Source organism: Bradyrhizobium sp. 27S5 (genome assembly GCF_037217225.1).
Taxonomy (GTDB): Bacteria; Pseudomonadota; Alphaproteobacteria; order Rhizobiales; family Xanthobacteraceae; genus Bradyrhizobium; species Bradyrhizobium septentrionale.
This window is the reverse complement of record NZ_CP147714.1, coordinates 4872640-4893096: the sequence shown is the minus strand read 5'-3', so window position 1 is coordinate 4893096 and position 20457 is coordinate 4872640. Positions and strand designations below refer to the sequence as shown.

At 64.7% G+C, this 20457-nt stretch carries 18 protein-coding genes; 8 read left to right on the top strand and 10 right to left on the bottom strand.

The genetic code is table 11. The features are described 5' to 3' along the window. Window positions 1–122: 122 nt before the first annotated feature. Window positions 123–635: a MarR family winged helix-turn-helix transcriptional regulator gene (locus tag WDM24_RS22875; protein WP_338827019.1), complete on the bottom strand. Its 513-nt coding sequence runs from the start codon at window positions 633–635 to the stop codon at window positions 123–125. A 453-nt stretch (window positions 636–1088) separates the two neighbouring features. Here WDM24_RS22875 and WDM24_RS22870 point away from each other — a divergent pair, with 453 nt between their 5' ends. From WDM24_RS22870 to WDM24_RS22860, 3 genes are all read left to right on the top strand, one after another. Continuing rightward, complete coding sequence (locus WDM24_RS22870; RefSeq protein ID WP_338689145.1) at window positions 1089–2621, top strand: porin; 1533 nt, start codon at window positions 1089–1091, stop codon at window positions 2619–2621. A 449-nt stretch (window positions 2622–3070) separates the two neighbouring features. Next, window positions 3071–3250 carry a hypothetical protein gene (locus WDM24_RS22865; RefSeq protein WP_051346515.1) on the top strand — a complete coding sequence of 60 codons (180 nt, stop codon included), beginning with the start codon at window positions 3071–3073 and terminating at the stop codon, window positions 3248–3250. Window positions 3251–3430: 180 nt separating this feature from the next. After that, complete coding sequence (locus WDM24_RS22860; RefSeq protein ID WP_029082819.1) at window positions 3431–4393, top strand: SDR family oxidoreductase; 963 nt, start codon at window positions 3431–3433, stop codon at window positions 4391–4393. Here WDM24_RS22860 and WDM24_RS22855 read toward each other — a convergent pair whose 3' ends face one another. From WDM24_RS22855 to WDM24_RS22840, 4 genes are all read right to left on the bottom strand, one after another. Further along, complete coding sequence (locus WDM24_RS22855) at window positions 4394–4858, bottom strand: GcrA family cell cycle regulator (RefSeq protein ID WP_338689141.1); 465 nt, start codon at window positions 4856–4858, stop codon at window positions 4394–4396. A gap of 50 nt (window positions 4859–4908) precedes the next feature. Beyond that, window positions 4909–5109 carry a hypothetical protein gene (locus WDM24_RS22850; RefSeq protein ID WP_016844973.1) on the bottom strand — a complete coding sequence of 67 codons (201 nt, stop codon included), beginning with the start codon at window positions 5107–5109 and terminating at the stop codon, window positions 4909–4911. A 173-nt stretch (window positions 5110–5282) separates the two neighbouring features. Next, complete coding sequence (locus tag WDM24_RS22845) at window positions 5283–7109, bottom strand: AMP-binding protein (protein ID WP_338827017.1); 1827 nt, start codon at window positions 7107–7109, stop codon at window positions 5283–5285. An 85-nt stretch (window positions 7110–7194) separates the two neighbouring features. Then, the gene (locus tag WDM24_RS22840) at window positions 7195–8136 is read right to left on the bottom strand and encodes an acetamidase/formamidase family protein (protein ID WP_338689127.1); all 942 of its coding nucleotides are present in this window, start codon (window positions 8134–8136) and stop codon (window positions 7195–7197) included. Window positions 8137–8202: 66 nt separating this feature from the next. Here WDM24_RS22840 and WDM24_RS22835 point away from each other — a divergent pair, with 66 nt between their 5' ends. From WDM24_RS22835 to WDM24_RS22825, 3 genes are all read left to right on the top strand, one after another. Next, the gene (locus tag WDM24_RS22835; RefSeq protein WP_338689125.1) at window positions 8203–8997 is read left to right on the top strand and encodes a YdcF family protein; all 795 of its coding nucleotides are present in this window, start codon (window positions 8203–8205) and stop codon (window positions 8995–8997) included. 78 nt (window positions 8998–9075) lie between these two features. Continuing rightward, window positions 9076–9861, top strand: coding sequence for a DUF169 domain-containing protein (locus WDM24_RS22830; protein WP_338827016.1), 786 nt, complete (start codon window positions 9076–9078; stop codon window positions 9859–9861). 73 nt (window positions 9862–9934) lie between these two features. Beyond that, window positions 9935–11107, top strand: coding sequence for a saccharopine dehydrogenase family protein (locus WDM24_RS22825; RefSeq protein WP_338827015.1), 1173 nt, complete (start codon window positions 9935–9937; stop codon window positions 11105–11107). A gap of 196 nt (window positions 11108–11303) precedes the next feature. On the opposite strand, the gene WDM24_RS22820 is transcribed toward WDM24_RS22825, so the two are convergent. Beyond that, on the bottom strand, window positions 11304–12503 hold the full coding sequence (locus WDM24_RS22820) for an FAD-dependent oxidoreductase (protein ID WP_338827014.1): 1200 nt from the start codon (window positions 12501–12503) through the stop codon (window positions 11304–11306). Between the two features lie 93 nt (window positions 12504–12596). On the opposite strand from WDM24_RS22820, the gene WDM24_RS22815 reads away from it, so the two are divergent. Continuing rightward, window positions 12597–13121: a MarR family winged helix-turn-helix transcriptional regulator gene (locus tag WDM24_RS22815; protein WP_338827013.1), complete on the top strand. Its 525-nt coding sequence runs from the start codon at window positions 12597–12599 to the stop codon at window positions 13119–13121. On the opposite strand, the gene WDM24_RS22810 is transcribed toward WDM24_RS22815, so the two are convergent. The 4 genes from WDM24_RS22810 to WDM24_RS22795 form a co-directional block, all read right to left on the bottom strand. After that, window positions 13093–14361: an O-antigen ligase family protein gene (locus WDM24_RS22810; protein WP_338827012.1), complete on the bottom strand. Its 1269-nt coding sequence runs from the start codon at window positions 14359–14361 to the stop codon at window positions 13093–13095. The two genes, WDM24_RS22815 and WDM24_RS22810, sit on opposite strands and share 29 nt — an antisense overlap. Window positions 14362–14502: 141 nt before the next feature. Beyond that, a complete protein-coding gene (locus WDM24_RS22805; RefSeq protein ID WP_338827010.1) occupies window positions 14503–16044 on the bottom strand; it encodes an undecaprenyl-phosphate glucose phosphotransferase in 1542 nt (513 codons plus the stop codon). Window positions 16045–16159: 115 nt separating this feature from the next. Continuing rightward, window positions 16160–17293, bottom strand: coding sequence for a glycosyltransferase family 4 protein (locus WDM24_RS22800; protein WP_338827008.1), 1134 nt, complete (start codon window positions 17291–17293; stop codon window positions 16160–16162). Between the two features lie 3 nt (window positions 17294–17296). Continuing rightward, window positions 17297–17923: a polysaccharide biosynthesis/export family protein gene (locus WDM24_RS22795; protein ID WP_338827006.1), complete on the bottom strand. Its 627-nt coding sequence runs from the start codon at window positions 17921–17923 to the stop codon at window positions 17297–17299. Window positions 17924–18099: 176 nt separating this feature from the next. Here WDM24_RS22795 and WDM24_RS22790 point away from each other — a divergent pair, with 176 nt between their 5' ends. Beyond that, window positions 18100–20433, top strand: coding sequence for an exopolysaccharide transport family protein (locus WDM24_RS22790; protein WP_338827005.1), 2334 nt, complete (start codon window positions 18100–18102; stop codon window positions 20431–20433). The last annotated feature ends 24 nt before the right edge of the window (window positions 20434–20457 follow it).

The window sequence follows — 20457 nt, the reverse complement described above, 5'->3', positions numbered from 1 at the left end:
CGGTTCGCGTAAAGAAAACGCGTCAAAACAGGAATCTAGAGCCCCGTTCCGATTCCATCGGAACGGAAAAGGCTCTGGTCGAATCGTAGGGCCGCGATCGCAGGCGCGCCGCGCCGGTCGCTTCAGGAATCGGAATCCATCGCGACGATCAGACACGCCTTTTCCAGGCGGTTGTTGAGCATCGCCAGCTTGGCCGTGAATTCGGCCAGTTCAGGCTCGCTGAACTCCTCGAATACGGTCCTCTTGAACGCCTTGTGCTGGCTGGCGAGGCCCGCCAGATGCTTCCTCGTCTTGTCGGTCAGCGACAGCCGGACCACGCGCGCATCGGCCAGCGAGGGGGTGCGACGCAGCAGCTCCTTTTGCTCGAGCAGCTTGGATTGCGTGGTCACGAACGACGGATCGACGTGCAGCAGCTTCGACACCACGTTGATCGGCACGCCGTCATCCTTGTCGAGATCCGAGATCGCGATCAGAATCATCCATTGCGGACCGCTGACGCCAAGCGCCTTGCCCCAGATCTGGCGGACACGTTCGAGGTGCGAATTGATCGAGGAAATTTCGAGCGTGAAGCGCTTGATGATGTCGAGATGCTCGATGGCGCGCAGGCGCGTCGTATCCTTCCTGGTCACTGACACAGCTTTCCTCTTCCCTAGGTGCCGACTCAGCTTTGCGCTGACTTATTCTTGTTTCCCGCTCGGCAGCGCGATCTTTCTCGTAAGCCGCCAACGAACGCAAGTGAACGTAAAGTAATTATGACGGTCCTGTGACGATTGGACCATTTGCAGTGCGACAAGTTTTCCCTGCTAACCAAAGGGCTTACGGGCAGCGTTGCCGGCGAGACACAGTGTGGCCGCAATCGCATTCCTGACTTTATAAACTATTTTGATTGGCGAACTCGCCAAGGCATATTGAACCCGGCGGTAGGGGAATCTCGATCGTCCCGTTGCGGTGATCGTTCAAGTCCGTCGCACTCCACAGATTGATCTGCGGGTGCGGGGTTTGGGGAAAGCGGTCTTGGACAATGCGGGAGGATCACGGGGCGCTCGCAGCTCCGGACTCTACGCATATGAGCAACTTGGAGGTTTAATATGAATTTGAAGAGCCTTATCCTGGGCTCGACGGCTGCGCTGGTCGCGGTCGGCGGGGCACAGGCGGCCGATCTTCCCGTAAAGGCCAAAGCGGTCGAGTACGTGAAGATCTGCTCTCTTTATGGTCCGGGCTTCTACTACATCCCCGGCACCGACACCTGCATCAAGCTGGGCGGCTACCTGCGCGCTGACGTTGTGGTGAACGGCAACAGCGTCTACGGCCCGAACATCAATGGCCCCAGCGGCGCCAACAACCGCTTCACGAACGGCTACACCTGGCGTTCGCGTGAAGACTTCAACATCGACACCCGCACCGCGACCGAGTACGGCGTGGTCCGCACCTATTTCGACGCGGTGTTCACCTGGACCTCCGACAGCTACACCGGCCAGGGCAACGGCTCGACCGTCTACTCGGCGATCGGCTCGGCTTCTGCGCCGAACAACGCTGGTTCGGGCAACGTGGCTGCCGGTGCAGTCGGCGTCTACTACGCCTTCATCCAGTTCGCCGGCTTCACCATGGGTAAGGCGGTCTCGCAGTTCGCTGCTCCCTGGAACGGTTATCCGGGCAACAACTACGACGGTCTCGTCGGTGGCGTGAACACCACCAACGGCATCAACCAGTTCACCTACACCGCGCAGTTCGGCAACGGCGTGCAGCTCGCACTGTCGGCGCAGGACCAGGTGGCGTACATGCAGGCTGGCGTGAACAACCTCGGCGCCGGTGGTGCTTACGGCACCAGCGACTACGCCGGCACGATCGCGCCGGACTTCGTCGCTGCGCTGAAGGTCGACCAGGCTTGGGGTATCTTCCAGGCGTCGGTCGCCGCGCATGACAACCACGCTGCCTACTACGGCGGCACCGAGTTGACCGGTCATCCCGACGACAAGTGGGGTTGGGCTGGTGCGTTGGCCCTGTCGATCAAGAACATCCCGACCGGACCCGGCGACACCATCAACATCCAGGGCGTCTATACGGATGGTGCGACCCGTTACAACATCCAGGAACTGGCCAGCCAGGCCAGCTCGGTCGCCATCTACGGTGGCTCGAGCCTGCCCGGCGTCTATGGCAGCGTTGGCTTCGGTACGGCACCTGACACGGTGTTCGGCCCCGGCGGAGCGCAGCAGTCCATCAAGACCTGGGGTATGCGCGGTGCTTACACCCATAACTGGGATCCCTACTGGAACACCGCGATCTACGGCGCCTATGCCGCAGTCTCGTACAACGACACCTCCAAGGCGCTCATCTGCGGCGTTGGTGGCGTGGGTGGTACCTTCCGTGCCGCGTTCGCTGGCGGCGCTGGCGTGACCAACTGCAACCCCGACTACAACATCTCGCAGATCGGCGTGATCACCCGTTGGACCCCGGTCAAGAACCTGACCTTCTCGGCCGACGTGACCTACGTCCACCTCGATCAGAAGTATTCGGGCGTCATCACCACGTCCTCGACTGGCATCGGCAAGCCGGTCGCGACCTACGAGCTGAAGGATCAGGACACTGTCCAGATGCTCTTCCGCGCTCAGCGCAACTGGTAATACCGGTTGATCTGATCACGATCCTACAGAACCCCGGCAGGCAACTGCCGGGGTTTTTCTTTGGCGAGAATCGATTGCGATTGCGGAAGCAGAGCTGCGTCATCTCGGTCCACGCGAACGACGAAGACGAGCCATGCGATTCATTGGCCGCAAACTTATTTACTTACCTGATCTACTAAACTATATATGCAGTGGCCAACAACACATTGAATGATGGCTCTTAGCTTGCTGCTAAGCCTCCCAGACCTCCGGCAATGCCCTGCCGGAGGTTTTTGATTTAAGGCTGGACCGCTGCTGCCCGATCGTGAGGCGCGCTGCCATTGCCGGCTGCCAACCGCACACAGGTTCACATCGTCTCGCCGATTCGACGCCGTCAAGATTTGACGGAATCGATCCGCAGTGCATTCTCGCCATTCATGGGACTCTTCAAGAACAGCCGCCTCGCGCGCATGAGCAGCGGCCACTATTGCTTGATACGGGATCTCGGGCTGGTGAAGGGCGGCAAGGGATTGCGGCACCATGAGGTGGTCATCGACTTCTCGTGGCGCGGCCTCCTCAAGCTGGTCCTGAGCGCCGGCAGCGCGGTGCTGCGGCGGCGCGCGCCTGTGCACATCGAGACCGCCGAATAGCGCTTTTGATCAATGGATATTGTTCGCAACACGGAATGATTCCGTGCACCGCCGGCTGCACGGCGGGCGCCGTTGCTGGGCGATAATTCGGTGATGTAGAGTGCCTCAGCCAAAGCGGTTGGGACTGCGATCCGCGCTCCCGCCAAAACGAACAAGAAGCAGGGAAGGAACGGATCTCACATGAAGGATTTTGCTGGAAAGATTGCCGTCATCACGGGTGGCGGCACGGGCATGGGACGCGAACTCGCGCGGCAGCTCGTTGCCGAGGGATGCAATGTCGCGATGTGCGACGTTTCGGCCGAGGCGATGGCCGAGACCAAGCGGCTTTGCGAGGTCGAGAAGCTGCCGCAGGGCCTGCGCATCACCACCCACATCGCCGACGTGTCGATCGAGGATCACTACAAGCGTTTCCGCGATGAGCTGATCGAGCAGCAGGCCACAGACAAGATCCACCTGCTGTTCAACAACGCCGGCATCGGCGGTGGCGGCAGCCTGTTCACCAATACGCGTGAACAATGGGAGCGCACCTTCAACATCTGCTGGGGCGGCGTCTATCTCGGCGTCCGCACCTTCCTGCCGCTCTTGGTGAAGGCTGACGAGGCGCACATCGTCAACACCTCGAGCGTCAACGGCTTCTGGGCCTCGGTCGGCCTGGGCGTGTCGCACACCGCCTACAGCGCGGCGAAGTTCGCGGTGAAGGGATTCACCGAGGCGATGATCAACGATCTGCGTCTCAACGCGCCGCATGTGAAATGCTCGGTGGTGATGCCCGGCCATATCGGCACCTCGATCGTGTCGAACTCGCGCAAGGTGCAGAATGGCTCCGACCAGCTGAATGCCGACGAGCTCAAGCAGGCCCGCCAGCGCCTGCAAGGGCAGGGCATCGACGTCGCCAAAATGTCGGATGCCGACATCCAGCAGATCGCACTCGACCGCGCCCGCATCTTCCACGACGAGGCGCCGACCTCGGCCGCCGCGGCGGCCAAGATCATCCTCGACGGCGTCAAGGCCGAGCGCTGGCGCATCCTGGTCGGCGACGATGCGCATACGCTCGACGAGCGGGTGCGCAACACGCCCGAGCAGGCCTATACGCCGGAGTTCTATCAGAACCTGGTCGCGGCGACCGGCTGGAAGGTCGGCTGATCAACGCATCGCGCGCTGGCGCGATCCGGCCTGATAGGCGAGGCGGTAATGCCCCGAGCAATAGGGCATGCCGCCGAGCGGGGTATTGCCGCAGAAGCAGAAATCGTCGGCGCCCGGGGTGCTGATCGGCCAGCGGCAGCGCTGCTCGCTCAGTTCGAACAGCGAGCAGTTGTTGGCGCTGACAACAGGCGCATCGTCGGCTTCCTGTTGGTAGACCGACTGCAGCAGCTGCAGCTGCTGCTTCGCCGTCGCCCGTTGCGCGGCGTGCGCGCTGGATCTCTTCCGCCGGGCGCGGCGTTCGTCCGGCGTCGTGCGCGTGAGATTCAGCCGCGACAGCTTGCCGATCACCGCATTGCGGCTGACGCCGATATTGACGGCGATGTCGCGGCAGGAGAGGCCGGCTTCAAAGTAGATCTTGAGTTGGTCGACGCGCTCCGGCGTCCAGGTCGGTTCGATGGCAATCATCTGACGGTTCCACGTTCTGTGTTGAACCGCCGCGCTGGCACACCCCCGCGTCAGGGCGTGCGGCCGTTGTCGCGGATTGCAAGCAACCCGTCCTTGATGGCGAGCCGAATGCCTTCCTCGATCAATGTCCGTGCAACGCCCGGGACGCTCGTGCCGTGGGTGCCCTGTCGCACCAGCTTCTCGAGATAACCAATGGTCGAGAGCGCCAGCGTGACCGGGACGCGGTCGGTTTCGGCCTTTTCTGTAGCCATGAGAAAACGCTTAACCCTGAACGCCTGTACTGAAAAGTATCTATTTAGAGTCTATTTAGGAATAAGGCGGTTCGTCAAGCCGTCAGCTGCGAGAGCGGCCAGCCGCGCCCACGCACGCCGGAGGTCAACTCCGGCGTGATGTTCGGGTCATAATATTCAGGTAAATGAAGGCGTTAGGATCGCATCTCAACCTTGACCGGGAACTTCTTCAGAAGCCGCTCCGCCGTTTCGGCCTTGTCAGGCGGTGCGCTCACGCTCAGGTACAGCCCGCGGGATGGATCGGTGATGGCGTCGACACTGACCTCGCCCGACAACCCTTCCTGCGCCAGCAGCTCGCGCGCGGCCTCGCCGGCGGCGATCTCGCGCAGCTTCGGCTTGAAGATCTTGCCGACCGGCGTGACCGGCATTTCCGCAATTACCGACACTGCGCGCGGGCGCGCTGGCGGCTCCGGGATGTTGTCCTGCACGAACGCGGCCAGCGCCTGCGGATCGATATGGACGCCGGGCTGCGCCGAGACGAACAGCATCGGCACTTCGCCCGCATAGCTGTCGGGACGTCCGACCGCGGCCGCCAGCGCCACGCCCGGGAAAGCGAGCGCGGCATCTTCGATCGCGCGCGGGTCGATGTTGTGGCCGCCGCGGATGATGACGTCCTTGGCGCGGCCCAGGATGTAGACGAAGCCGTCGGCGTCGATCCGGCAGATGTCGCCGGTGCGCAGCCAGCCGTCACGGAACGCCTCTTCGGTCTGCTTCTTGTCGACGTAACCGGCGAACACCTGCGGGCCCCTGGTCAAGAGCTCGCCGACCGGTGAAGGCCACGGCCCGGTGTGTAGCCTGCCGCCGTCGAGGATCGCAAGCTCGACCAGCGGATTGCGGGTGCCGACGCTTTCCGCGCGGGGCTTCACGCCATGGACGTCATGCGTGATGGCGCCGGCGAGCTCGGTCATGCCGTAGAGCTGCTGGATGCAGGGGCCGCCCCAGGTCGCGAGATAGCGCCGTTCGATCTCCGGCGGACAGATCGAAGCGCCGGTGGCGGTGACGCGCAGGCTCGAGATGTCGCTGTCCGCAACCGGAACGTCGGCAAGCGCGCCGAGCGTCGTCGGCACATTGCCGGCGATGTTGACGCGGTATGTCTCGATGATTTGCCAGAAGTTCCGAACCAGCGCCGGATCGCGCGCACCGGCGGGGCCCGGGATGAGCATGGTCGTGCCCGCCGAGAGACTGTTGGCCGTGGTGCAGAACAAGCCGCCGACATGGAACAGCGGCATCGTGATCATGGCGCGCTCGCCGCGATGGAAGTCGAGCGCCATCCGCGAGGACAGCGTGGAGGCGACCATCGCGCGGTTGGTGAGCCGCGCCTCCTTGGGATGGCCGGTGGTGCCGCCGGTCGGCAGCATCACCGCGACGCGGTCGGCCTCGCTCATGTCCGTCGACTTGCCGTAGTCGTTGCGCCAGGCCGGATCCGGCCGCAGCACATCGCCATCGAAGGAGATGGTGCCGTCGAGCGGCACGATCACGATGCGCTGGAGCGACGGCACCTCGCGCTGCAGGCGCTCGACCTTCTCATAGAGCCCGCCAGGCATGCCCGGCGGCGGCGCCAGCAACAGTTTTGCGTTGATCGCATTGAGCTGGGCGACGATTGCCTCGCGCGTGAACAAGAGGTTGAGGGGCTCGGCGACGCCGCAGGCGGCTGCGCCGAAAATCGCGACCACAGTCGCGGGACACGCCGGCAGCAGAACCGCGACCGGATCGTCCTTGCCGATGCCTTGCGCGCGGAAATAGTTCTCGGCGGCTTTGATGCAGCCCATCAGCTGATCGTTCGAGATCACGACCGGATTGGGATCGAGCGGCGAACGCAGATAGATCGCGGCTTCGGCGTCCGGCGCGCCCTGCGGGCCGCGGGCAATGAGGTCGAGGATGCGAGGGCAGGCGGCGAGCGTCTCCTGCATCTCCTTGTCGCGCATAGCCTCGTCGGCCGGCGAAAGCCTGTCCTTCAGCATATCCGTCCCCGTCCATTCTTGTTCGTTGGGACGGGGATTGTATCGAGCCGCGCCTGCGGAACAAGTGCGGCCTATCGACCGCCTGTCAGCCGTGGACCACCGATTTGGCGATCATGCAGTGAATGCCCTTGGAGCCGTTGACCGTCTGCGTCACCCGCAGGTCGGCGGCCAGGCTGCACAGCGTATAGGCGTCCTCGCGGGACAGATTGCGCTTCTCGCCGAGCAGCACGATCATGTCGCGCAGCGCCCGCACCACGCACTGGTCGAGGTCGGGATCCATCGCCATGGTCATGTAATGATCAGCGGTCTCGGCGCGCGGATAGGCGAGCTTGAGATCCTTGCGCAGGGTCAGGCGGAAGCGGCCGGTGAGCGCGGTCTCGATCGCGGTGACGCAGACCTCGCCGTCGCCCTGCACGCCATGGCCGTCGCCGCAGGAGAACAGTGCGCCGGGCACGAACACCGGCAGATAGAGCTTGGCGCCGGCGCCGAGCTCCTTGTTGTCGAGATTGCCGCCCATCGCGCGCGGGATCAGCGAGGAGATGCGGCCCCAGGCCGGCGGCGGCGAGACGCCCATCACCCCGAAGAACGGCTTCAGCGGCAGATCGAGCCCCCACGGCATGCGGCCGACCATGCGGTCGCGATCGAGTGGGATGTTGAGAAGGCGGGTCTCGTGGAAATCGTCGGGCAGGGTGCCGGACAGCGGCTTGATCAGATTGTAGCCCCAGTCCTGGCGCAGCTGGACGTCGAGAATATCGACCTCGAGCACATCGCCGGGCTCGGCGCCGCTGACCGCGATCGGGCCAGTCAGAATGTGCCCGGGCACCATCCGCTCGTTCTTCGCATGGATGTCGTCGAGCTCCGGCGGCACGACAAACTTGCCGCGGTCGGGCACCACATCCGGACCGCCGCTGACGGTCTCGACCGTGACCTCGTCGCCGCTTGCGATCGTGAGGACCGGCTTGAGCCTGGCTTCAAAGAAGCCCCAATGGCAGGTTTCGGGACTGGACTTCAGATGATGATGGGTCATGTGACTTCTTTTTATTGCGTTCCCGGCAGCGTATGACGCTGTAGCAGAACTTCGCAGAGGCTTCCCTTGTTTTTTGTGCTCTCCAAGACGCTCGGCATCATGCTGCTGCCGATCAATTTCCTGATCGGTATCGGCGTGATCGGCGCCGTGCTGTTGCTGACGCGGTTTGCGCGTCTCGGCCGCAGGCTGATGGTGGGCGCGCTGCTGCTGCTCGCAATCTGCGGCTTCTCGCCGCTCGGCAATGTCCTGATCGTTACGCTGGAGCAGCGCTTTCCGCCATGGGACGCCTCGCGTGGCGCGCCTGACGGCATCATTGTGCTTGGCGGATCGATCGATGCCGATCTGTCGGTTGCGCATGGCACGCCGGTGGTGCGCAGCGCGGCCGATCGCGTCATCGCGGCGGCAGCGCTCGCGCGCAGATACCCCAACGCGCGCCTGGTGTTCACCGGCGGCAGCGCGAACCTGATCTCGAACGATGCGCGCGAAGCCGACTATGCCGCCGAACTGTTCGAGAGCCTCGGCATTCCCAGATCGCGATTGATCATCGAGCGCCGCTCGCGCAACACGGTGGAGAACGCTGAATTCTCCAAGGCGCTGGTCGATCCGAAGCCTGGCGAGCGCTGGCTGCTCGTCACGTCAGCCTATCACATGCCGCGTTCGGTCGGCCTGTTCCGCAAGGCGGGATTCAGCGTCGAGGCCTATCCAGTCGACTGGCGCGCCGGCAATGTCATGAGCTTCGCAACGTTTGCGATCGACGGCCTGTCGCGCACCGACGTCGCCACGCGGGAGTGGATCGGGCTCGCGGCCTATCATCTGGCGGGCAAAACCGATGATCTGCTGCCGGGACCGGCGGCGCGCTAGGCCTGTCGTCCATCAGCCAATCCGGCTAACATCGCCACAACAGGCGGCGGCAAGCCGCCGATCACGGGAGTTTTCGCCATGCAACAGCAGACACCGCCGGAACAGTTCGACCTCGCGGCAATCGTTGCCGATCTCAACAACCTGCTGCGGCTGAAGACCACGGTCATCGGCATCAAGATGTTCGCCCGCGTCGAGGAGATGGAGGCGATCCCGAAGATCCGGCGTCCGTCGGCGGTCCACACCACGGACCAGATCGTCAGCATGGCCTCGCGGCTCGGCTGGACGGTCGGCATCACCGGCGACGATCTCGTCGGTGCGCAATGCCGCGCGGTGATCGGGCTCGCGCCGCAGGACGAGAAGTGGCTTGCCGGCGAAAGCTATGTCGGCGTCTGGCATGGCACCGCCGAAGACGCGCGCAAGCGCCAGGAGGCGCTCGACGTCGTGCCGTACGGCCGGAACCAGGCGATGGCGGTGAGCCCGCTGACCAGCGGCCGGCTCAATCCGCCCGACATCTGCCTCGTCTATGCGACGCCGGGACAGATGATCATCCTGATCAACGGGCTGCAGTACACCGGCTACAAGAAGTTCGAATGGGGCGTGGTCGGCGAAACCGCCTGCGCGGATTCCTGGGGGCGGGCGCTGAAGACCGGCGAGCCGAGCCTGTCGCTGCCGTGCTTCGCCGAGCGCCGTTATGGCGGCGTGCCCGACGAGGAGATGCTAATGGCGCTGCCGCCGGCCTATCTGGTGAAGGCGATCGCCGGCATGAAGCAGCTCGCCAAGAACGGCCTGCGCTACCCGATCGCGCCCTATGGCATCCAGGCCGACGTGCGCGCCGGCATGGGCGTGTCCTACGCCAAGAAATAGCGGCAAGAAGTAGTCGATTGCGTCGTCGCGCCCGCAATGACAAAAGGGCGCCCAATCGCAGGGAGCCAGATCTATGTCCTCGAAACTCGACATCGTCGTCTATGGCGCAACCGGCTTCACCGGCCAGCTGGTCGCCGAATATCTCGCCGCGCATTATCGCGACGGCAGCCTGAAATGGGCGATGGCCGGGCGCAGCAAGGACAAGCTCGCTTCGGTTCGCGACGCGATCGGCGCGCCTGCCGACACGCCGCTTATCGTGGCCGATGCCAGCGACGCCGCGTCGTTGAAGGCGATGCTGGCGCAAACCAAATCGGTGATTTCGACGGTCGGTCCGTATCAGCTCTATGGCAATGAGCTGATGGCGGCCTGCGTGGAAAGCGGCACCGACTATTTCGATCTGTGCGGCGAGCCGGTCTGGATGCGGCAGATGATCGACAAATACGAAGCGGCGGCAAAGGCCAGCGGCGCGCGCATCGTGTTCTCCTGCGGCTTCGATTCGGTGCCGTTCGAGCTCGGCACCTTCTTTGTCCAGGACGAGGCCAAGCGCGTGTTCGGCGCGGCCGCACAGCGCGTCAAGGGGCGGGTGCGCGACATGCGCGGCACGCTGTCCGGCGGCACGGCCGCGAGCGCCAAGGCGACTTTCGATGCGGTCGCCAAGGACCTCAGCCTGGTTGCGATCCTCAACAATCCGTTTGCGCTGACGTCGGGCTTCGAGGGCCCGAAGCAGCCGCGCGGCAGCAAGCCTGCCTATGAGGACGATCTGCACTCGTGGACCGCGCCGTTCATGATGGCGCTGATCAACACGCGCAACGTCCACCGCTCCAACATGCTGATGGGCTTTCCGTACGGCAAGGAGTTCATCTACGACGAGATGGTCCTGACCGGTCCCGGCGAAAAGGGCGAGGCGAATGCAAAACGCGTGATGGCGCTGAATGCGGAAAAGACCGGGCCGAGCGCGCCGAAGCCGGGCGAGGGGCCGTCAAAGGAGGAGCGCGAGAACGGCCGCTACGATCTGCTCTATCTCGCGGTCGCGCCCGACGGCCGCATGGTCCGCGCCGGCATCAAGGGCGATCGCGATCCGGGCTACGGCTCGACCTCGAAGATGATCTCGGAATGCGCGATCTGCCTGCTGCGCGATACGCCCGATGTCGCCCCCGGCTTCTGGACCCCGGGAGCCGCGATGCAGCACAAGCTGATCAAGCGCCTGGTCGATCACGCCGGGCTCACCTTTGAGGTCGAGAAGTAGTTCGCGTAGCCTTCTTCGGTGTCATCGCCCGGCTCGCCGCCTTCGCTAAAGCTTCGGCGTGCCTGACAGCACAGGCCTCGCCGGAGCCTTGGCGTAGGCGGGACCGGGCGATCCAGTGTTCCAGAGACGCCTGTGCTCAGCGGAGAAGCCGCGGCGTACTGGATGCCCCGCTTTCGCGGGGCATGACAGCCACATGCTACGCCGCTGCGCGTGGATCGTACGCGTACATAAAATCCATGCCCTTGGACGACACCGGCAGGATCAGCTTCAGCATGTGATCGCGCAGCCAGGCGCCGGTCGGGCTGAACTCGCGCTTGTTGTTGCCGTTGCGGCGGGCGATCGCGACGATCTTCTCGGCGCGCGGGCGCCGTTCGTGCTCGAAGGCCTGGAAGGTCAGGCCGAGCTCCTGGCCGTCGCGCATCAGCACTGCGAGCCGCAGCGCATCTTCCAGCGCGAGCGACGCACCCTGGCCGGCATGCGGGCTGGTGGCGTGCGCGGCGTCGCCGATCAAGAGCGTGCGCTTGCGCGACCAGGTCGGCAGCGTTGCGACGTCGAGCGTGTCGGTCACCACGATGTTCTCCGCGGCCTCGATGATCTCGGGGATCGGTGCGTGCCAGCCGGCGTGGAAATCGCGCAGATGCTGCTTGATGGCGTCCTGGCTTTGCAGCCGGTAGGCCGCTGCGGTCATGCCGTGCGACGGCTGCGTGCTCCACCACATCGCACCAGTCTCGGGATCGGGGCTGCACAGCCCGTAGCCGAAGAAGCCGCTTTGCCCGAACGTGCTCGCCACCTTCTGGCCGATCGGCAGGCGTTCGATCATGGCGCGCGGCACGAAGCCGCCGAAGCCGATCAGCCCGGTGTCGAACGGCGTCGGCCCGTCGGGGATCACGTGACGCCGCACCGCCGAATGCACGCCGTCGGCGCCGATTACGAAATCGCCCTCGGCGGTGGTGCCGTCGGCGAAATAGGCGATCACGCGCTGGTCGCTGCGATCCTCGATCTTGACCAGCCGCTTCTCGAAGAACACCGAGACGTTCGAGGCCCAGGCCTTGTCGATCAAGGTCTCGTTCAGGGTCGCTCGGCACATGTTGACCGCGGGCTGGCCGAAGCGCTGCTGCATGTTCTGGTTGAGCGAGCCGAGCTTCTTGCCGCCCTGCGAATAGAAGTCGAAGGATTCGGCGATCGAGCCGTTACGGATCAATTCGTCAGCGACGCCAAGCTCCGCCAGCACGTGCATGCCGTTGGGCGCGATCTGCAGCCCGCCGCCGATCCCGGTCGAATAGGGCCAGGCTTCATAAAGCTCGGCCTCGATACCGGCGCGGGTCAAAAACATCGCGGTCACCGGACCTGCGATGCCGGCGCCGATGATCAGAGCTTTACGGGGACGTGACGTCATGCCTTGCTCCATGCATCCGTGTGGGGTAGGAAGGGTTATCAGCTAATCATCTTAGATGCTAAGATATTTATCGACTAAGGTATGAGGTGAAGCTTGTCAAGCGCGAAATCGCGCGCCGCCTTGCTGCAGGAGCTGGAAGAGGCGCTGCGGCGGTCGTCGGCGCAGGGCGTGCTGTACGGTCAAGCCGTCGCGAACGTGGCTGGAATTTCCGGTTCCGATCTCGAATGCATCGACATCGTCTTCCTGGAAGGACGCGTGACGGCAGGCCGCCTTGCCGAGGTCACCGGATTGACCACGGGGGCCATCACCGGCGTGATCGACCGGCTGGAGAAGGCCGGCTATGTGCGCCGCGAGCGTGACGAGAGCGACCGGCGCAAAGTGTTCATCGCGGTCGTGCCGGAGGCTGTCGAGAAGATCGGGCAATTCTATGTGCCGATGCAGCAGGCGATGGCGAAAGTCTTCAGCCGCTATAGCGAGGACGAGCTTCGCCTGCTGATGCGCTTCACCATTGACGGCTACAAGGGCGTATTGGAGGCGACCGCGGCGCTGAAGACCGTGATCGATACGCCGCCGGAGCAGCGCGCCAATCTCAAGATGTCGCCGAAGTCTCGCCGGTGACCTGCGCCGCCGTCGCGCGGTAGCGCTCGGCCGCCGCGTACATGCCCCACATCGTGCCCAGCATCATCCAGAAGTGCCGCCAGTGGTCGGTATCGATGATGAAGCTCTCGCCGACGAAGCCGAGAAACCCCGCGAAGATGGCGAGATAGGCGCGCTGCCACGGCACCCGCATGTAGATGTAGCGGAAGCCGATGAACGCGCTGACGAACACCAGCGCCGGATAGCAGATGCCCGAGATCCAGCCGCCCGACATGAAGGCGTTGAGATAGGAATTGTGGGTGTCCTCGGGGAAGTAGGTGTGGAATTGCAGCGGCCCGATGCCGAACGGCAGCTCAAGCGCCATCTGGGCGCCGAGGATGTGACGGCCGAACCGGCCGAAGCGGCCTTCGTCATAGCTCTGGTCGAAGCTCGCGCGCTGCTTGAACATGTCGGCGACCGAGCCGATCGAGAGCAGCACTGCGATCAGCGCAACCGCCAGGACCGCGGCGATCAAGGTCATCACGATGATGCGCGAGCGCTGTGCCTGCGTGCGGCTGGTGAACACCATCATCGCCAGCATGAAGGCCGCGGTGATGACGAGCCCGCCCCAGGCGGCGCGGGAGAACGACAGCAGGATCGCCAGCGAGATGATGCCGAAAGCGATGGCGTTGCGGAACGCCTTGCCGAAGCGGTCGGAGACGACGCTCTGCAGCGTGAACAGCGCCGGCAGGATCAGGAAAGCGCCGAGCACGTTCGGATCCTTGAAGGTGCCGCGGGCGCGATCATACAGCGTCAGCAGATCGTAGCCGCCGGGCACCAGACGGAAATAGCCGGCGATGCCGGCGAGCGAGGCGATCATCGCGCCGACGATCAATCCCCGGCGCAACATGTCGAGGCGGGCTTCGGTGTCCTCCGACATCACCATCGCGAAGAAGATGACGGTGACGGCCATGTACCAGGAGGTGAGGACCCAGTTCACCACCTCCGGCTTGTCGAGGAACGGCACCGCGCCGATGCTGTAGCCGACATTGAGCACGATCAGTGTGAACAACAGCGGCATGAACACGAGCCGCATGCGCAGGCCCGTGGCGAAGAACACCACGCAGGCGGTCAGCGTGACGAGTTCATACGGGCTCGGCTCGATGAACACGATGGCGCCGGATGCGCCGGCCAGCCACACCAGCGCTCGCTGTAGCGCCAGCACGCCCGCTGGCGCCGTGGTCAGCGAATGGGACGTCCCGGCTGTTGCCGCATAGGCCATCGGATACTCACGCAACGCAACAGATACACAAACAAGCGCTCGTCATTGCGAGGAGCGTCAGCGACGAAGCAATCCACCTATCCCCGAGCTGCGATATGGATTGCTTCGCTACGCTCGCAATGACGGCAGTTAGTCTCGATCTCAGTACGCGTTCTCGTTCTTGGTCAGCAACGAGAGCGGCGTCTTGAGCAGGATGTAGAGGTCGAACAGCACCGACCAGTTCTCGATGTAATAGAGATCGTACTCGACGCGCTTCTGGATCTTCTCGTCGGTGTCGACCTCGCCGCGCCAGCCGTTGATCTGCGCCCAGCCGGTGATGCCGGGCTTGACGCGGTGGCGCGCGAAGTAACCGTCGACGGCCTCGTCGAACAGCTGGTTCTGCAGCTTGCTCTGCACGGCGTGCGGGCGCGGACCGACCAGAGAAAGATTGCCCTTCAGCACCACATTGAACAGCTGTGGCAATTCGTCGAGCGAGGACTTGCGGATGAAGCGGCCGACCCGGGTGACGCGCGGATCGTTCTTGGTCACGACCTTGGAGGCGGTCGGATCGGCCTGGTGGTGGTAGAGCGAACGGAATTTGTAGACGTCGATCCGCTCATTGTTGAAGCCGAAGCGCTTCTGGCGGAACAGCACCGGGCCGGGGCTGTCGAGCTTCACCGCGAGCGCCACCAGTCCCAGCACCGGCAGCGCGGCGAGCAAAGCGAGGCCGCCGACCACGCGGTCGAACAGCCATTTCAGCACCAGATCCCAGTCGGTGATCGGCGCCTCGAAGACATCGAGCGTCGGCACGTTGCCGACATAGGAGTAGGAGCGTGGGCGGAAGCGCAGCTTGTTGGTATGGGCCGACAGCCGGATGTCGACCGGCAGCACCCAGAGCTTTTTCAGCATTTCCAGGATGCGGGTCTCCGCCGAGATCGGCAGCGCGAACAGCACGAGGTCGACGCGGGTGCGGCGGGCGAACTCGACGATGTCGTCGACCTTGCCGAGCTTCGGTGAGCCGGCGCAGGAATCCATGGCACGGGAGTCATTGCGGTCGTCGAACACGCCAAGCACGTGGATGTCGGAATCATCGTCGGCGTTCAGCGCCTCGATCAGGTGCTCGCCGTTCTCGTCGGCGCCGACAATGATGGTGCGGCGGTCGAGCCGCCCGTCATGCGCCCAGGCGCGCACCATCGATCGCAGCAGCACCCGCTCGGCGATCAGCACCACGAGACCGCCGCAGAAGAACGACGACAGCCAGACCCGCGATACCTCGCCGCCGAGCTTGGCCAGGAAGGAGATGCCGATGAACAGCAGAAACACGAAGGCCCATGACGAGATCATCCGCGTCATCTGGCGCAGCTGGCCGCGGAAGATCTGCACCTGGTAGATATCGGCAGCCTGGAAACAGACCACCGCCGCGGCCGACATGCCGAGGATCGAGGCGATGTATCCCCAATGGATGCCGCCGGCGAGCGGGCGGACATAGGCGAAATAGAGCCCGACCCCGACCAGGCTGAGCAGCACGAAATCGGCGACGCGGACCACGCCCGCGATCACGACCGGCGAATAGGCGCCGCGAACTTTCTGATTGGTAACGGCGAGTGCGGCCGGCGACAGGCGCCGGCGGCGTTCGACCTGCGGCTTGGCAGCCGTTGCAGACGCAGCGGCATCCAGCATCGAGCGTGCGTTAAACGGTTCCACGAGTCCACGTCCATTCCTGCGCATGCAGATGGGCATCCGCGCGCTGCAGCGAAATTCCCCTGGACGTGACTTAAGGGGACAAATCGGAAGAAACGGTTACGTGTGCAAGAAGTGGTTAACGTTTGGCAAATGCGTCGCGGTAGCCGGCCAGCACACCCTCGACCATCGCGCTCTGCGAGAAATGTTCGGAAATCCGCTCACGCAGTTTCTGCGCGCGCGTCGCGGTCGCTGTGGGATTGTCGAGCGCTGCCTTGATGGCGTCGGCCATCGCAGCGGCATTGCTGGGCGCGAACAGGGCGTCGGTGTGGGTGTCGAAGATCTCCGGGATGCCGCCGACATTGGCGGCGATCATCGGAACGCCGGCCGCACTCGCCTCGATCACCACGTAAGGCATCGAATCGCCGCGCGAGGGAACCACCAGCAGGCTGCCCTTGGAGAAGCCGTAGCGCGCCTTGACATGGCCGATGAAGCGGACGGCATCTCCGAGCGACAGCCGCTTCACCTGCTCCTTGAGCCGCTCGAACTCCTCGCCGTCGCCGCCGAGCGTCAGCGTCACCGGCTTGCCGTCGGCGCGCAGCTTCGCCACCGCGTCGATCAGGAGATCGGCGCCCTTGATGCGCCGGAACTCGCCGACATAGGCCACATCGGTGGCGTCGTCGGCCCTGGGCACCGGCTCGAATTCCTCTGCCGTGACGCCGTTGAAGACGCAGCGCACGAGGCCCGCCGGCTTGCCTACGGTCCGCTGATAGGTGTCGCGGGCGAACGCGCTCTCGAACAGGAACAGGTCGGTGCTGTTCATCAGTGTGCGCTCGAGCTGGCTGTAGAAGCGGCCTTTCCAGGTGTCGAGCGGGTAATGCAGTGAGCCGCCATGCGGCGTGTAGACCCGGATCACCTTGTCCGACCGCCGCCGCAGCCGGACATAGGCGCCGGCCTTGGCGCCATGGCCGTGCACGACATCCGGCTTCAGCTTGCGGATCAGGCCGGCGATGTGTGCCCAGACCATGAAATCGGCGAAGCGCGGCTCGCGGCGTATCGCCACCCGGTGGACGCCGAGCTTGAGGCGCGGCTCGATCTCGGCCAGCACCGCGTCGGCACGCGCGCCGCCGGTCAGGCTGTCGGCGACGATGCCGACATGATGGCCGCGTTCGATCTGGCCGTTGGCGACATCGAGGATATGACGAATGATGCCGCCGACCGGGGCGCGCACGACATGCAGGATGCGCAGCGGCTGTTCCTGATTCTGTGCCATCGATCAGAACCAGCGCTCGCCGACGAACACGGTGTCACCGGGGCCGAGCGGCGTGCCCAGCGGCACGACGAAGCGGCCCGCGCCCGATGCATCGGTGTGGGTGAGGGTGACCTGGTCGCGCCTGGCGCGCGGCGAGAAGCCGCCGGCGATCGCGACCGCGCTCTCCACCGTCATGTTGGGCACATAGGGATATTGGCCGGGGGCTGCGACTTCACCGAGGATGAAGAACGGCCGATAGGACTCGATCTCGACCGCCACCGAAGGCTCGCGGATGAAGCCGTTGCGCAGCCGCGCGGTGATCTCGGCGGCAAGCCCCGCAGGCGTCCGGCCGCGCGCCGGCACCGAACCGATCAACGGCATGGTGATCGCGCCGGCCGCGCCGATCGCATAGGAGTTGGTCAGGCCTTCCTGGCCATAGACCACGACGCGGAGCTTGTCGCCGGGGCCGAGATTATAGCCGCTGTGCTGCGGGACGGGCTCGGCATAGGCCACGGGAGTTGCGAGGGGCGGCTGGGCATAGGCCATCGAATCGAGGCCGGGGTCGCCGGCGACCGGCGACGTCCGGCCCATGCAGCCCGACAGCGCCAGCGCAGCAATCAGACAAACAAGGGGAGCGCGCAAATCGCGCATGTCAGGAATCCCGAGAAAATACCGGTCCCCGATTAACGGCACGCATGGTTAACAAAGAATGACGGCGTGGTGGCGGCGGCCATGTCCGTCAAACGCGCCGATTAACCCAGCAGCAACCTTAATGGACTGTAATCGCGGCCATTGAGGTGGAATCGCGGCGTCCGCGGGAGTTCGTTATGCGTTTTGCATTCTGGCGTAGAGGCAAGGAAAAGGCCGTCGTGCAACGGGCGTTGCCGAAGTCCGCGCCTGCCGACGAGGTCCGCGTCAAGCCGGCCCCGCCGAAACCTGCTCCCGACAAGCCGGCGGCTCCGTCCGAGGCGGCCGATCTCGATCTGCATGTGCTCGGCCGCGCGCTGGCGCGCAAGCGCGGCTGGATCATCGTGCCGACCATCCTCGCGTTCGCGTTGTCGCTTGCCGCCGTCAATATCGTGACGCCGCGCTACAAGTCGGAAGCGCGAATCCTGATCGACAATCGCGAGAACGCTTTCCTGCGCCCGAACGGCGAGCGCGACCTGGAGCGCTCTTCGCTCGACGCCGAGGCCGTGACGAGCCAGGTGCAGCTGCTGCTGTCGCGCGATCTTGCGCGCGACATCATCAAGAAGAACAAGCTCGCCGAGCGTCCGGAGTTCGATCCGGTGCTGCGGGGCTTTTCCCCGCTGAAGTCGCTGCTCGCGCTGTTCGGCATCGGCCGTGACCCGTTCAGCCTGACGCCGGAAGAGCGGGTGCTCGATTCCTATTACGAGCGCTTCCAGGCCTATGCGGTCGACAAGTCGCGCGTCATGGTGATCGAATTCCAGTCGGAGGATCCCGAGCTTGCGGCGCGCGTCGCCAACTCGATCGCGGACGGCTATCTCGTGCTGCAGCAGGCAGCGCGGCAGGACCAGGCCAAGTCCGCCAGCACCTGGCTGCTTGGCGAGATCGACAAGCTGCGCAGCAAGGTCGCGGAAGCGGATTCGCGGGTCGAGGAATTCCGCTCCAAGTCGAGCCTGTTCGTCGGCACCAACAACATCCCGCTGTCGAACCAGCAGATGGGTGAATTGAACACGCAGCTCAACAATGCCCGCGCGTTGAAGGCGGATGCCGAGACGAAGGCGCGGTTGATTCGCGAGATGCTGCAGGGCGGCAAGCCGATCGAGGCTTCGGAAGTGCTCAATTCCGAGCTGATCCGCCGGCTGGCCGAACAGCGCGGCACGCTGCGCGCGCAGCTCGCCGAGCAGTCGTCGACGCTGCTCGACAACCATCCGCGCATCAAGGAATTGAAGGCGCAGATCGCCGACCTCGACCGGCAATTACGCGAGGAGGCCGGCAAGATATCGCGCTCGCTGGACAACGATGCCCGCGTCGCCGATGCCCGCGTCCAGGCGCAGCAGGCGGGCCTGGACCAGTCGAAGAAGCAGGCGTCGTCGAGCAACAGCCAGGACGTGCAGCTGCGCGGGCTGGAACGTGAAGCCAAGGCGCAGCGTGACCTGCTGGAAGCCTATCTCGCCAAATATCGCGAGGCGACCTCACGCGAGAATATCGAGGCCGCGCCGACCGACGGCCGCATCATCTCGCGCGCCACGGTCTCGAACACGCCGGCCTATCCGAAGAAGCTGCCGATCGTGCTGATCGCGACGCTGGCGACGCTGTTGCTGTCATCAGGCATCATCATCACCGGCGAGCTGCTGCGCATCTCGGCGCCCGGTGCGGTTGGCCGTGCCTTCGCGCCGGCAGCCGCGGTAATCAGGCGCCGCGAGCCGATCATGGAGACCGTGACCGCGGACGAGCCGGCACTGACGCTGCCGGCTGAACCCGAGTTCGAATCGCCGCTCGCACCCCGGCTGCCGCAGGAGCCTGAACTGCCCCTGGAACCCACGGTTGCGCATGAACCTGTTCTGAGCGAGCCGCAGCCTGCGCCCGCCGAGATCGTCGACGAGATCGACGAACTGGCCGAGCATTTTGTCGCGGCCGGTCCCGCCGCCCACAAGGTCACGGTGCTCGGCCCGGCCGCCGGCGAGAGCGTCACGATGACCGCGCTGACGCTGGCGCGTCTGATGGCGCGCCAGGCCAAGGTCGTGGTCGTCGATCTGGTCGCATCCTCGCCGGTGCTGACGGCGGCCACCGTCGACCCCGCAGCACCCGGGCTTGCCGAACTGATGCAGGGCGAGGCGACGTTCGCGCAGATCATCACCAAGGACCGGCAGTCGCGGGTTCAGATCGTCAGCGCCGGACGTCCGGGCTTCGATCGCGCCCATCTGCAATCGCCGCGGCTCGCGCTTGCGATCGACGCGCTGCTGCGGGTCTATGACCACGTGCTGCTCGACGCCGGCACGGCGGTCGACCTGCCGGCCGAACTGCTGACCGCGAAGGCGCAGGCGGTCGTCGTGCCCGACGCCGGAATGGCGCAGGATGCGCGCCGCTCCATGGTCGCTCAGCTCAGGGCCGTCGGCTTCTCCGAAGTGACGATGCTGAGCAAGCCCTGCGCGCCGTCGGAAGCAGTCGTTGCTGGCCCGCGGGTGGTGGCGGCCTGACCGCCACCGTCTAGAGCATATTCG

Excerpts from the sequence above, each read along its gene's own strand:
- WDM24_RS22870 (WP_338689145.1), top strand. The coding sequence starts at position 1,089 with ATGAATTTGAAGAGCCTTATCCTGGGCTCGACGGCTGCGCTGGTCGCG.
- WDM24_RS22865 (WP_051346515.1), top strand. The coding sequence starts at position 3,071 with ATGAGCAGCGGCCACTATTGCTTGATACGGGATCTCGGGCTGGTGAAG.
- WDM24_RS22860 (WP_029082819.1), top strand. The coding sequence starts at position 3,431 with ATGAAGGATTTTGCTGGAAAGATTGCCGTCATCACGGGTGGCGGCACG.
- WDM24_RS22855 (WP_338689141.1), bottom strand. The coding sequence starts at position 4,858 with ATGATTGCCATCGAACCGACCTGGACGCCGGAGCGCGTCGACCAACTC.
- WDM24_RS22850 (WP_016844973.1), bottom strand. The coding sequence starts at position 5,109 with ATGGCTACAGAAAAGGCCGAAACCGACCGCGTCCCGGTCACGCTGGCG.
- WDM24_RS22845 (WP_338827017.1), bottom strand. The coding sequence starts at position 7,109 with ATGCTGAAGGACAGGCTTTCGCCGGCCGACGAGGCTATGCGCGACAAG.
- WDM24_RS22840 (WP_338689127.1), bottom strand. The coding sequence starts at position 8,136 with ATGACCCATCATCATCTGAAGTCCAGTCCCGAAACCTGCCATTGGGGC.
- WDM24_RS22830 (WP_338827016.1), top strand. The coding sequence starts at position 9,076 with ATGCAACAGCAGACACCGCCGGAACAGTTCGACCTCGCGGCAATCGTT.
- WDM24_RS22825 (WP_338827015.1), top strand. The coding sequence starts at position 9,935 with ATGTCCTCGAAACTCGACATCGTCGTCTATGGCGCAACCGGCTTCACC.
- WDM24_RS22820 (WP_338827014.1), bottom strand. The coding sequence starts at position 12,503 with ATGACGTCACGTCCCCGTAAAGCTCTGATCATCGGCGCCGGCATCGCA.
- WDM24_RS22810 (WP_338827012.1), bottom strand. The coding sequence starts at position 14,361 with ATGGCCTATGCGGCAACAGCCGGGACGTCCCATTCGCTGACCACGGCG.
- WDM24_RS22800 (WP_338827008.1), bottom strand. The coding sequence starts at position 17,293 with ATGGCACAGAATCAGGAACAGCCGCTGCGCATCCTGCATGTCGTGCGC.
- WDM24_RS22795 (WP_338827006.1), bottom strand. The coding sequence starts at position 17,923 with ATGCGCGATTTGCGCGCTCCCCTTGTTTGTCTGATTGCTGCGCTGGCG.
- WDM24_RS22790 (WP_338827005.1), top strand. The coding sequence starts at position 18,100 with ATGCGTTTTGCATTCTGGCGTAGAGGCAAGGAAAAGGCCGTCGTGCAA.